At 33.6% G+C, this 12,935-nt stretch carries 11 protein-coding genes, 1 other RNA gene and 2 pseudogenes; 3 read left to right on the forward strand and 11 right to left on the reverse strand.

Translation table 11 applies throughout. The features are described 5' to 3' along the window. The first annotated feature begins 61 nt into the window (after positions 1–61). Positions 62–772, forward strand: a complete 711-nt coding sequence (locus tag OPR37_RS03795; RefSeq protein ID WP_007302673.1) for a class II aldolase/adducin family protein — start codon at positions 62–64, stop codon at positions 770–772. 182 nt (positions 773–954) lie between these two features. Here OPR37_RS03795 and OPR37_RS03800 read toward each other — a convergent pair. Further along, positions 955–1,783 (reverse strand): annotated as a pseudogene (locus OPR37_RS03800) (IS630 family transposase). 78 nt (positions 1,784–1,861) lie between these two features. Next, positions 1,862–2,509, reverse strand: coding sequence for a heme exporter protein CcmB (locus OPR37_RS03805; RefSeq protein WP_007302672.1), 648 nt, complete (start codon positions 2,507–2,509; stop codon positions 1,862–1,864). Positions 2,510–2,617: 108 nt separating this feature from the next. Here OPR37_RS03805 and OPR37_RS03810 point away from each other — a divergent pair, with 108 nt between their 5' ends. After that, positions 2,618–2,995 (forward strand): TraR/DksA family transcriptional regulator, encoded by a 378-nt coding sequence (locus tag OPR37_RS03810; protein WP_007302671.1) that lies wholly within the window; start codon positions 2,618–2,620, stop codon positions 2,993–2,995. On the opposite strand, the pseudogene OPR37_RS03815 reads toward OPR37_RS03810, so the two are convergent. The 9 genes and pseudogenes from OPR37_RS03815 to ssrA all read right to left on the reverse strand — a co-directional run bounded on the left by OPR37_RS03815 (position 2,985) and on the right by ssrA (position 11,489). Beyond that, positions 2,985–3,462: pseudogene (locus OPR37_RS03815) on the reverse strand (transposase). The gene OPR37_RS03810 and the pseudogene OPR37_RS03815 sit on opposite strands and share 11 nt — an antisense overlap. A gap of 27 nt (positions 3,463–3,489) precedes the next feature. Next, positions 3,490–4,656 (reverse strand): ankyrin repeat domain-containing protein, encoded by a 1,167-nt coding sequence (locus OPR37_RS03820; protein WP_373051521.1) that lies wholly within the window; start codon positions 4,654–4,656, stop codon positions 3,490–3,492. A 332-nt stretch (positions 4,657–4,988) separates the two neighbouring features. After that, positions 4,989–6,212, reverse strand: a complete 1,224-nt coding sequence (gene ispG, locus OPR37_RS03825) for a flavodoxin-dependent (E)-4-hydroxy-3-methylbut-2-enyl-diphosphate synthase (protein ID WP_264685037.1) — start codon at positions 6,210–6,212, stop codon at positions 4,989–4,991. A 73-nt stretch (positions 6,213–6,285) separates the two neighbouring features. After that, on the reverse strand, positions 6,286–6,915 hold the full coding sequence (locus tag OPR37_RS03830; protein WP_012481754.1) for a TRP75-related protein: 630 nt from the start codon (positions 6,913–6,915) through the stop codon (positions 6,286–6,288). 176 nt (positions 6,916–7,091) lie between these two features. Further along, positions 7,092–7,649 carry a hypothetical protein gene (locus OPR37_RS03835; RefSeq protein WP_007302667.1) on the reverse strand — a complete coding sequence of 186 codons (558 nt, stop codon included), beginning with the start codon at positions 7,647–7,649 and terminating at the stop codon, positions 7,092–7,094. Between the two features lie 181 nt (positions 7,650–7,830). Further along, positions 7,831–9,942: a DNA translocase FtsK gene (locus tag OPR37_RS03840; protein WP_012481755.1), complete on the reverse strand. Its 2,112-nt coding sequence runs from the start codon at positions 9,940–9,942 to the stop codon at positions 7,831–7,833. Then, on the reverse strand, positions 9,943–10,221 hold the full coding sequence (locus tag OPR37_RS03845) for a YggT family protein (RefSeq protein WP_012481756.1): 279 nt from the start codon (positions 10,219–10,221) through the stop codon (positions 9,943–9,945). A 490-nt stretch (positions 10,222–10,711) separates the two neighbouring features. Further along, positions 10,712–11,140, reverse strand: a complete 429-nt coding sequence (locus OPR37_RS03850) for a ClpXP protease specificity-enhancing factor SspB (protein WP_213863728.1) — start codon at positions 11,138–11,140, stop codon at positions 10,712–10,714. Positions 11,141–11,156: 16 nt separating this feature from the next. Further along, positions 11,157–11,489: a transfer-messenger RNA gene (gene ssrA / locus OPR37_RS03855) on the reverse strand. Between the two features lie 465 nt (positions 11,490–11,954). On the opposite strand from ssrA, the gene OPR37_RS03860 reads away from it, so the two are divergent. Continuing rightward, complete coding sequence (locus OPR37_RS03860) at positions 11,955–12,935, forward strand: hypothetical protein (RefSeq protein ID WP_264684808.1); 981 nt, start codon at positions 11,955–11,957, stop codon at positions 12,933–12,935.

The following is a 12,935-nucleotide window of genomic DNA, read 5'->3' on the forward strand; positions in this document are numbered from 1 at the left end:
TTTTAGTTTGTAATAAACTTTTTTTTACGTATAAATCTTTAGAAAATTTTAGTCAAGAGCTATGTTATTAACAAATAGTGAGTTGAAAAGAGACCTAGTTAACGCCTATCAAATTTTATCTTATCTTAAATTAGATGATCATACGTATACTCATCTCTCTGTACGTTCTGAAGATAAAAAGTCATTTTATGTTTATCCGTTTGGTATACGTTTTTATGAAGTAGATGAAAGTTCATTGATGAAAGTATCGTTTGATGGGAATATAATTGAAGGCAAAGAATATCAATATAATAAAACTGGCTATGTAATCCATGGCTTCATTTATCAAGCAAGGAAAGATATTCAAGCAATTTTTCATCTACATACACCTTCTATTGTAGCAGTTTCTTCTCTCAAGGATGGATTACTCCCAATAAGTCAGTGGGCGCTGCACTTTTATAATAAGGTATCTTACCATGATTATAATTCCCTGGCACTTGATGATACAGAAGGAAAAAGATTAATAGCTGATTTGAAAGAAAATTTTGTGATGTTAATGCGCAATCATGGATCTATAACATGTGGTCAGACTATACAAGAAGCAATGTTTTATACGTATCACTTAGAACAAGCTTGTAAAACTCAATGCCTGATGCTAGCAATGAATAGGGAGTTGTCAATTCCAAGTGAAGAAATTTGCTCAAAAGCCGTAAAGGATCTTCTGTCTTTCGAAAGCAATCTTGGTGAGAGAGATTGGCACGCATGGGTTAGGTTGATTAAAGGTAAGTTATAAAAGTTTCTGACTCTTCGATAGATATTAGATTTCTTGCATAACCAGCCAGTCTGAAATCCAATAATGGTTTCACACGCTGTAATTCATGCAAGAAGTCTAATGTCTCCATCTCTACTTAAGTTAACACCCTTAACTAAGCAGATACAAGTAAATATAGCCCTTCCCATAATAGTCCAAAAAGGTCATAAGAAAGAAGAATCGACAGCATGACGAAAAGATTTGAATAAAGGAATGTTTTTTCTGGTTCTGTTTTTTATAGCAAACCAATAATGCTCAATTTTGTTGAAATCTGGAGAATATGGAGGAAGATATAAAATTTCTGCACCAACTCCTTTAGCAAATCTTATTAGACTTATGAAAAGTAGCATTATCAAGGATAACAGTTTGTCCAGGTTCCAAAATCGGTGTCAGAAACTGCTCAAACCATTTATTAAAGATATCCATATTGCAGTGGCCTTTAAAGGTTAACGGAGCAATTATTTTTCTTCCACTTAAGGCTGCAACCATGCTAATTCGTTGAGTTTTCTTTCCAGATTTTAGGGCATAAAACCGCTGTCCTTTCTGGCAATACCCATAGGTTCAGTGTTATCAATGCCAGACTCATCTATATACACTAATTCTTTAGGTTCTTTTGTTGCTATAACCTTTGAAAATTGAGCTCGCTTTTCTTCATTTCTTTCTTTATATCCGTAGGTCTTTTTTTTCTTGTGAATCCTATATTTTTAAGTGCTCGATGAATTGTTTGTCTACTAATATTGCCCCAGCATCTCTGACTGAGTTTTGCCACCTTGCTCATTTGCAAATTCGGCAAATGCATTCCAGTCGGTAATTTTATGCCACGCTTCCAAGCTTTTTTGATTGAAAATCTCCCGTTTTCTCACGTCTTTTCTTCCACTCATATAAAGTTGTTTTTCCGATCTTAAATCTCTTGGCAACAGTTTCTCCACTCTCTCCTTCATCCAATGCTTCCATTACCTTTTTTCTTAAGTCATAACTATTTGCTACTGGCATCCTTACCTTCCACTACTATCAATCCATATCTTACTCTTTTTGGACTATTATGAGAAGGGCTATAACTAGTAAGTTTTTTCAATCCTGCTCCACAGCAAATTTTAATGCTATGTGAGTAGTTATAGTGCTGTTAACAATTAAAATGACAAAAACTAAGATGGTGATTAGTAGTGTATAAATATTCAAGGATAAATTTTCAAATTGAGTTAGCAATTTGAAATATACAAAAGTTGGCATTATCATTGGCAAAACAAGAATTTGCGACACTCCTGATGCTAAGTTATTTCGACCAATCATCAATGCATTTCCAGTAGCTGAAATATTAATGATTATCAGCGTATTAAATAATAAAGACACTCCAACTGCTATTGAATGTTCAATATTATTGCCTAGAATTGCAAAGCTGAACATGAAAGAAATCACTGAAATCGGTAACCCAAATAACAACCAGTGAGCGAAGATTTTATAAGCAACTATCAGCCTAGAAGAGAGTGGCTGTAAAAAGATTTGCTCTAATATTCCATCATGATAATCAGATGTAAATAAATTATTTGTAGAGATCTGCAAAACAAATGTAGCACATATCCATGTTAATGTTAATATGACTTCTTGTTTACTGTTGTTTTCAAGTGTATATGAAGATAAACTTAACATTATAATAAAAATACATACTATATAAGTAAGATTATTATCATTTATTACTAATTTTTTTACCAAACTAATCATACCAGGATTTTAAATGTTTATTATAAATTATAGTGTTTACTTTGAGGGTAGTATAATTTTTTGTGTTTACAAGTTATATAAGTTTTAATATATTTTATTGATAATGCTATGGAAAAATTAATAAAAATAAAGTTACCGGAAGATTACGTTCCTTCAGAAAATGAAGAATATATGAACGTAAAACAACTGGAATACTTTAGCTTAAAGTTACAATCAATACTCTCTGAACTGGAGAAACAAGATCTAGAAGATAGTAGTATTTATTCTGATAGTGAAAATGGAGAATTAATTAAGCGCCGAAAAGATAGAAAAGAAAAAATTAAGGAGGCGTTGGAAAAAATAAAATTAGGCATTTATGGTTACTGCGATGGAACGGGAGAAGAAATAGGAGTCGAAAGACTTAAAGCTAATCCGCTTGCTATGTATTGTATTGAAGAACAAGAGAGAATAGAAAAAGAAAAGAACGTGTATAACATTAATGATTAGAACTTGTTCGCAAATTCAAGCATATTTCTCTCCTTAACATAACTCTACTCATAGCCAGATATATGAAATTTTCAGTGAATAAATCTTATTCTTTCGATAGTCTTCTATTCCTAAAGCAAAAGTCCTTTCTACAACCCACCTTCTTGGCTGCACTTTAAACCCCTCATTGGTAGTAGCTAAGGCGGTGTGTCTTTGTTGACTTAGAACCTACATGAAGGCCTTTTGACAATCTCAATATCCATACCATATTCTTCCTTTATATGATTTTTTAAATTTTCTCCTTGGTATCCCATCACATAGTAAATACCGCCATTTACACCTATACACAATACATAGAAAATTGCTTCTAATATTTCTCTTTTGCTATACTTTGACGACCTTCCTCCTTTCCTGTATGATACTCTGGAGTAGCTTTCTATTCTTGTCCATTCCCTTTGACTTAGGTCTGCTGGATGCTTTTTTCTCATCTTTACCCAGCACTAAAACTTTAGATATTATAGCCTTTTACTAATCTCTGGACAAGCTCTAGCTTCGGTAAACTCAGTAGAAGGTTCTTTTGCAAAAAATGCAGCATGTACAGCATTTTTAATGAAAAAACACGCGGCAAGTGCAAATATTGCTGTTGGTATATAACACCAAGGAGAAGCTATACTAAAAAAAGTAGCAGAAGCTACTGTTAAGCAACAACAAGTCAGTATCGTTTGATCACGTAGATAACGTCTATCAACTCCACCGTACTCAGCCATCAACCTTTTAACTTTATCATTGTTACCGTATGGCAGAGTAAGCGTTTTAATCAAATTCATTACACCATTATTAGTGAAATATGGAGCACACTCTATAACTCTGGAGCCATTAACCTTCTGATTAGGATCAGCACCATACTTTAGAAGCAACTCTACATATTTTTCGCGTTTATCGTTGTCACAATTGATTGCTTGATATAATGGAACTCGACCATTTTTATCTAACATATTAGGATTAGCACCATATTTCAAAAGTATTTCCATAGTATGATCATCATCACACAAAAACGCTTTAAACAACGGATTTTTACCATTTTTATCTAACATATTAGGATCAGCACCATATTGTAACAATAACTCTACAATTCTGCTGTCATCGATAACCCTACAATAGTATAACGAAGCTTCATTATGTAATAGCTTTATATTAGGATCAGCACCATTTTCTAAAAGAAGTTTCAAAATACTATAATTTCTTGAATCTTTAGCTTGCATTAAAGCAATAGATAATGGAAAGTAAATATAAATAAGTTTTTCATTGATGTAATCACCAAATCTTCCATCTTTACTGCTTTTGAATTTGGAAAAAAGCTTTTCAAGAAACTTTATATCCTGATTATATAGAGCCCTACTTAAGTAAAACCTCAAATCTCCAGGCGAATTAATTTCATTTAAATTTTCGTCAGTTAGATTTGTAACCTCTTCTATGCTTTCCTTAGTAAGAAATTCATATGCAGAACCTAGCTGCTTAAATTTTTCTTCATTTTGTTTCTTCACAACCTCATTTTTACCTGAATGTTTATCAGGATGATATTTCAAGGCTAATTTTCTATACGCTGATTTAATTTCTTGTTCACTGGGCGCATCGCTTGATTGAAAACCTAATATTTTTAAAGCTTCCTTTCTACCTACAATAAATTCCCCACTGAAATATGTTAAATTAAACGTAACCCAAAATTTCAAAAAGTAAAGCTTTTTATGTCAAATTACGTCTATTTCATAACTGTACAAATATTGTAGATCAGGAAACTTCAGTCCTTGATACTGGAATAACATCTCTATACTACTTAGAGTCAATCTCAATATTAAAAAATTTCTCAAATAGAAAAAAGGCAAAAGGAACCCTGTCAGATACTATCTAGTTTTTAAATTGGCGTTCTTTATTGTCTAATTTGACATCCACTCAATAGATACCATTTTTGCATTTAATTTACAGAATGTAGTCTAAGTACAAACTTGTGAAAGGCTTATGTGTAATGCTTCTCCACATAATCACTAATAATTTCCTTAAATTCTTCAAAAATATTATCACCTTGTAAAGTTTTGAAATATTTGCCGTCTTTGTAGACTGCTGAAACAGGTTTTTCTCCATACCCAGGCAGGCTGATCCCCAGATTTGCATGTTTGCTCTCTCCAGGACCATTTACTATGCATCCCATAACAGCAACGTTCATATACTCTACACCAGGATTCTTTTTCTTCCATACCGGCATATGAGTTTTTATGTAGCCATTTACTTCCTCAGTTAATATACGAAAACGATCGCTACTTGTGCGTCCACAACCAGGACATGAACTCACCTGAGGGTTAAAGTAGCGCAAACCTATAGACTGCAGTATTTCCTGACATACTACCACCTCATTAGTGCGTGATTCACCAGGGCGCTGAGTTAAAGAAGCCCGGATAGTGTCTCCAATACCATTTTGCAATAAATAAGTAAGCCCTGCTGTGGTATTTACTACGCCTTTGTTACCCATACCAGCTTCGGTTAAACCCAAATGCAGCGCATAATTGGAAGATTTTGCAAGTGCCGTATAAACTAAAATTAAATCCTGCACTCTACTGACTTTACATGAAATGATTATTTTCTCTGCATTAAGGCCAATCTTTTCAGCTTTTTTTGCACTACCAAGAGCAGACATTACAAGCGTCTTACGTAATATAACATCAGAAGTTTTTGGATTACTAGATAAGGAGTTTTCATCCATTAATTTTTGTGAAAGGTACTTATCAAGACTACCCCAATTTACTCCAATTCTGACAGGAAGATCATGCGTTATTGCATACTCTATAATTTTTTCGAATTTTTCATCACGTTTATCACCAAAGCCTATATTACCTGGATTTATCCTAATTTTACCCAGAATTTTAATGTTGTCTGGATAATCCTGAATCAGCCTGTAGAGCTCATATTGTCCACAGCCTACTAATATCTTACCATCAAAGCCTTCTTTATTTATTTCCTCTACTATATAAGGTATTGCTTTTGCTACTTCCTCTGAGTTCAAAGCAATTCGCACCAATTCTGAACCTGCATGCGCTAGTTCTATTACTTCTTTTGCATATTTCTGAGCACTACTTTTTATGTTGTCAGAATCTATATGTGCACCAAGTGCCATGGATTGAACAACTATAGGATTATTTCCACCTATCTTCACTTGTCCAACTTTTACAGTATGAGTTTTATGCATGGAAACCGGCGATGACTCATATGCATCATCACTCAATGTCAGGTCTCTATCTAGCATATTATTAATCGTGACACTATTTTACTGTGTCAACTACACTGCCAAATGAACTTGAACCATTTAAACTATGCTGTGGTGTTCTATTTAGATCAGTAATAGAATCATGAGAGCACGTTCTTCTTGATGGAGTTTCTTTTATAGTAACATTTATAGGGGAAACTTTTTTTTCTCGTGTTGAAGTAACTTTTTTCCCTTTTTGTTGTTCACTTTTTTTATGCTGCTTACTTTCATACTGAGAAACTGGCTCTTGATCTATAAATACAGCACCCTTTAAACGTGCAAGATTAATACCATGCTGATTGATCATAGCATCCTCCCCATCTTCAACTATGCAAGCTCCCACGTTGTTTGGCTCGTTATCAAGGCTAGCAATTTTTTTTTCTTTTAATTTTTTGATTAGATCTTCTTTATTCATAGCTAGATCTTGTAACTTTTTTTTCTTGAGGAGCTCCCTACGCTTCTCATACAGTTTATATGACTCAGCAAAATCCTCGTCTGCATGAAAGTTTGCACCACCAGGGTTACCAGGAGGTATGTACCTCTTACTGAACTTTACCTTAGACTTCGCTTCAACATTATGTACAGTAAAGAAACTAGAAACCAAAAGTATTAATATAAATAAAACTTTAGAAAAGATCTTAAGCATACTATAGTGAATATTGTGCTTTAAAAGATACCAATTAACAAACTTCAAGTAAATCAGAATCTCTACCAACTTTATAATACAAACATCTTTCTAAAAAATTTACTACCAAAACCTACATAATCTAAAGGAAATTTAAGGTGTTACAAATTTTACGTAACACCCTTTCAAGAAGAGCATTACACTCTTCCTTGCTGTAAGTTATTCTTCAGTTTTTCGGTATCATTCACATTATTAAACTTTCCGCTTGGCATATCTTGAGACAAGTCGTTTTTCTTCTCTTTATCAAGCTTAACTCCCTGATAGATACAGAATGCAACAAAACTAGTTACAGCTATTGCAGCAACAGCACTGACTATGGCACAAGTTAGTATTGCTTGTTCTTGTCCCCCTACCATGTCTGCAAATGTTTCTACTTTTTCTTCTAAGCCTGTAAATTTTTCTTGCAAGCCGCTTAAGTGCTCTTGCATAGCTTGAAACTGCTCAGTACCAATCTTGTCTTCTAATGCACCAAAAACTTTTTCAAACTGCTCAACATCTATCTTTTGAGCTTCTTGCCACTCTTTTAATGCACTAAATACCTCTTCAAACTGTTTAGCATCTATCTTTTGAGCTTCTTGCCATTCTTTTAATGCGCTAAATACTTCTTGAAACTTTTTAGCATCAATATTTTGACTTTCCTGCAATGCTGTTACATCCGATTTATCAAAACCGAATACAAATTTGGTTATACCCATTTTTAACCCCCTAGCTAATTAATATATTACTATTGTACGTTTTTAGTAGTTAATTTAGTATTAAACACTATACAACTGGGATCCAATAAGAAATATCTGGTCATGCGCTGGAACTTTTGAATTCCAGTTATGCAAGAGATCTATTGATCTTAAAATAACTTTCTTTGGTTTAAGTTAAGGGTTATTCTACCAATATCTCTCTCTTTCCTGAGTAACTCGGAGCACTGACAATACCTTCTTTCTCCATTCTTTCAACAATATTTGCAGCTCTGTTATAGCCTATTCTAAGTTGCCTTTGAATGTAACTAGTTGAAACCTTTTGATCTCTCTGAATGATGGCCACTGCTTGCTTGTATAGATCGTTCTCTTCATCTTCTGTTTCACCTTCTGATTCCGCGAAAGAATTTTCATCTTCTTGAGTGATTTCCTCCATGTAGTTTGGCTCACCTTGCGTTTTCAGATGATCAACTATATTTTGCACCTCATCATCACTTACAAATGGACCGTGCACTCGAATAATCTTACCACCAGAGGCCATATAAAGCATATCACCCATACCGAGTAACTGTTCGGCCCCTTGTTCACCAAGTATTGTACGGCTATCTATCTTAGAAGTAACAGCAAAACTAATTCTCGTTGGAAAGTTTGCTTTTATCACACCTGTTATCACATCTACAGATGGGCGTTGTGTTGCCATTATGATGTGTATTCCTGCAGCACGAGCCATCTGAGCTAAACGTTGAATAGAGCATTCTATATCTTTGCCAGCAACAAGCATTAAATCTGCCATTTCATCTACGATCACCACAATATACGGAAATGTCTCCATTTTAAGTGGTATTTTTTCAAATAAAGGTTTACCCGTTGTTGAGTTAAAGCCAATCTGTACAACGCGCTCCAACTCTATTCCGCTATTCATCGCTTCTGTAATTTTTTGATTATAGTTTATTACATTGCGCACATTTAAATATGACATCATGCGATAGCGATTTTCCATCTCTTTCACTATCCACTTAAGAGCAATAACAGCTTTTTTTGGCTCTGTTACCACTGGCGTTATTAGATGCGGTATTGCATCATATATTGAAAGCTCGAGCATTTTGGGGTCGATCATTATCATCTTGCATTCATCAGGACTTAGTCGATAAACAAGCGACAGAATCATCGTGTTAATTGCAACCGACTTACCTGACCCTGTAGTTCCGGCAACAAGCAAGTGGGGCATTTTAGTCAGATCTGCAATAACTGGTTTTCCGCTTATTTCCTTGCCAAGCGCAATTGGAAGATTTAAGTTTGCATTTTGGTATTCTGGCGATTCAAGTAAATCACGCAGCATTACAATCTCTCGCTCCTTGTTTGGCAATTCTATTCCCATGGCATTTTGTCCACGAATTATTGAAATACGTGCAGAAAGTGCACTCATTGAACGTGCAATATCATCTGCAAGACCAATCACTCTTGCAGATTTTGTACCTGCTTGTGGTTCAAGTTTGTATAAAGTCACAACCGGTCCATAACATACACTTATAATTTTTCCTTGCACGCCAAAATCACTCAGAACCTGTTCGAGCAGAGATAAATTCTTATTGCTCTCTAATGCATTCAACTGTTTTCTCTGCAAAGATTCTTCTGCTTTGGAAAGTAAGTGAATGCTTGGAAACTCAAACTCGCTAGAAGGTGGTTTAACAATTTCTTCGGCAGCTTTTTTCTTTCTTTCTTTCGGTTGTTGTTTAGTGGTTATATATTTTTCCTCTACTACTAATGGTGCTATTGAATAATCAGTAGTTTTACGTAACCTGAAAAACAGAACCTTTGTAAAAAGGGAAAATATTTTTTTACATAGGAAAAGCAAAGAATAAACCGTTCTCTTCCAACCAATCAATCCTACAATACCTATTGATGCTACTACTGTGAATATGTAAAACGGGCAGTGGTCAATTAGAGCATTACCGACTATTCCACCGTGCATGTATCTAGCAGTAATGCCAAGCGAAAGTTGCGACAATATAGCATATATTGCTACATTGATTAACGTTAGGTAGATAATTTTCAGCAATGATGCTCTGAAAATTAAAAAGTAAACTATGGTTGTAGCTATTGTAATACTAGCGAGTCCAAGAAATTGAACCAATATATCAGCTAAATATGAACCTACTACTCCGCCCAAATTTGTTACTTCCTGATTTGTAGCTGTATTTAAGGATGGATCTTTATAATTATAGCTAAAAACCGATATATATATATACATTAATAGTGACAAGTATATCGCTGATTTTAGCTGTTTTTTTAACATCTACTTAAAGTAATAAGTAATTGTATATTTTACAAAGTGAATTGCTATTATCAATATCATCACGGATAAATCTAATCCATTGAATGGTTGTATATACCTTCTGATAACCTTTAGTGGAGGATAAGTGAGTCTGTTTAAAGTTTGCATTATGCTGCTTACAATCTCATTATACATGTTAACTACATTCAATTTAATCAACAAATCGAGAGCAATTGAGCATATTAGAACGAAGCTGTAAAGATCAAGTAACAGGTTAAGTAAGTATATGATTGGATGCATATTACTAATTTACACTAAAACCTATTATGTGTAGTGATATGTATAAAATCAAGCCCCACAATAATTTTTATGCTGAAATAGGTGTAAACAATAAGCTATAAGATATTATACCCTTTGATTCCACGTGGATAAAAAACTTATTGATAAATTAACGGAGAGATGTGTACTGTATGAATAGCTTTTTGATCATGTTTATTACATGCAGGATAAGTGTTCAGGTACGTATGAAACCAGCGCTTCTTTTCTTGTCACCTCTTGTTACCTAAATAGCCTCTGTTCAAGTAGCCCCTTTGTTGTCATCCCAGTGCCCAGACACTGGGATCCAGATTGGCACTAAGTTGGTAAACATGAAAGCGCTTTATAACGTTTTTTATGTGAAAGCTAATGTCAGCTACTCAAATGATACCATTTGTTATAAACTCACTTTTACTCTATGGTCTTGTCGATATCCTGAACAGATACAATATTTTTTATTTATAAAATTAAGCAACTACTTATCGTAAAGTTGATCTATAGATATAATACTACCATTTGATGATTTTTCAGCACATTTTTCACTTTCGTATTCTTTATCAGAATCAACGCTAAATACTAAAATATCTCCTGAAATTTTATCATGAAACTCACTAATAGCAAAAAACGGTACAGTGACTTGTTCTTGTTTTCCACGAAAGCTCAAACTGACGCTAAACTTATCTTCAAGAACTTTTAGACCAAAAAATTGATGCTGTAATATAATAAGCATTTGAGTAGGGTATGATTCTTTCAAGTAGTCTGGTATGACAACACCATTAAAGCGCGTAAAAAATACTATTTCTAAGTGAGGAGTAAAAACATTATCTAATATAGTATTCAAAGCCTTTTTGATAACTTGAAATTTAGCATAACTAAGCGACTTCTGATAATCTGTTTTATCCATATAACCCTTACATGTTTGGGGGAACTTCTGTTACCCGGCGTTCCCTAAACCGTGCTTATAGCAATGAAGTTATAGTGCCTAAATTAAGCAGCTAATGCAACATTGTCTTCGGCAGCAAAGTTATCGTTTGCATCTAAATTATGAACTCTTAGCGGTGGTATCTAACCGAGCAAAGGTACCATCTTTACTATGCATGTCGATCCTTATTCGCCCCCGTATCAAAAATATGGTGGAGGCGCCGAGTACTGCCCTCGGGTCCAATACACCTATTACAAGGTAATTTTATTGCCATAGTGTATAAAAAATACACATGTTTATTATACAGTAGTATTGAATAAATGTCAAGTTATTGAACTCCAAATTGATTGGCAACTAAAAAACTAATATAAAAATTACTTCGCCTATTTATCTAATCTTAGTATACTCACAGTAGAGGTATTTTTAGAGCTCAAAATCTATCTTGGTCTGCAGACTTTTCTATCAAATAATCAAACTAAGTAAAGAATGTAGCGTATCTTCTTCAGCGCACATGGGTGCACACATATGCTTAATCTCTGTCGTATGTGCGTTACATTTTTTCTGAATCTTTCCTACGATGAGGGTAAATTTGGCTCTTTTTGCAGCTGTATATATTTTAATTAGCAATAAAATAGACATAAGGTTTCTATAGCACAAATGCTTTTGATAAAAGCTTTTTAAGCGTCTAGTCCTATTTCTTATATAAAAGAATTTGATTTATTAATAATATTTCTATTGATATTTACTACTACATATAGTATAATAAATTAGTTCTTAGTATTAAAATCTTCTTCTTATGAAGAAAAGTAGAGAGATCTTTAACAAAAGTAATACTAATCTTCTGGTTATTTCAACAATAGCTGGTGTAGCTTTCATAGCATCAGTAATGCCCATGATTGCCTTAAGTTTAACGTTACCTACAATCATTATTCTATGTGTTGTTGCTCTATTATCTGCTGTGGTTGGTATTTTTTCAATGTATTATGCTATTAGAAACAACATTAACAGATTGGGAAATGTGCTTGATATAAACAATCTCTATGTAAAGAAAGTAGATATAAAATTCTCACAAGGTGACATAATAAATGTAACCTCTAACTATAAATATCCCCTAACTGCAAAAATTCAAAAAGAGTTCGATGGGTTATGTGATATACTTTGCAATTATGTTACTGAACACGATTTACTACTTGATATAGGCTCATCACAAGAACTTACAGAAAAAAGTAGATATGAAAACATTCTCAGTGAGCTAGAAACACACACAGTACATTCACACATATTAAAAACCTCATCTTTAATCGAAAAAACATTGGCATTTTTATTTGGAATTTATCCTTGTAATATATTAACATATCCTAATCAACTAAAAATAATCAATTATAATAGTAGTAGTGGGTCTTATTGTATAAAAAAAGAAATACTTGAAAAAGATATTAATAGTATTGGTTCCGGAAATTATATCAAGTTCTGCACTTTTAAAAGAACAACAACTCAATTTCACGGTCATTCTATGTTAATAAGAAAGAATGGAAACAATGATTTTACATTTTTTGACCCTAATGATGGTATTAGATTTAACCTTACACTAAGTGAATTAGTAGCAGTTCTAAATAAAAGAATGTTCGATCATAAAGAAATGTGGTCTCATAATGATGTTGCTTTTATTGACAATACGAAGTCCTTAAAGAAAATTCAAAGCTACCCAAGCCAAGAATTGACACCTACAAATGTGAATATAGCTAAAGATGGGATCAAGGTCAATTGCAGTGTTTAA

The organism is Wolbachia endosymbiont (group B) of Lycaena phlaeas (assembly GCF_947251875.1).
Lineage (GTDB): Bacteria > Pseudomonadota > Alphaproteobacteria > Rickettsiales > Anaplasmataceae > Wolbachia.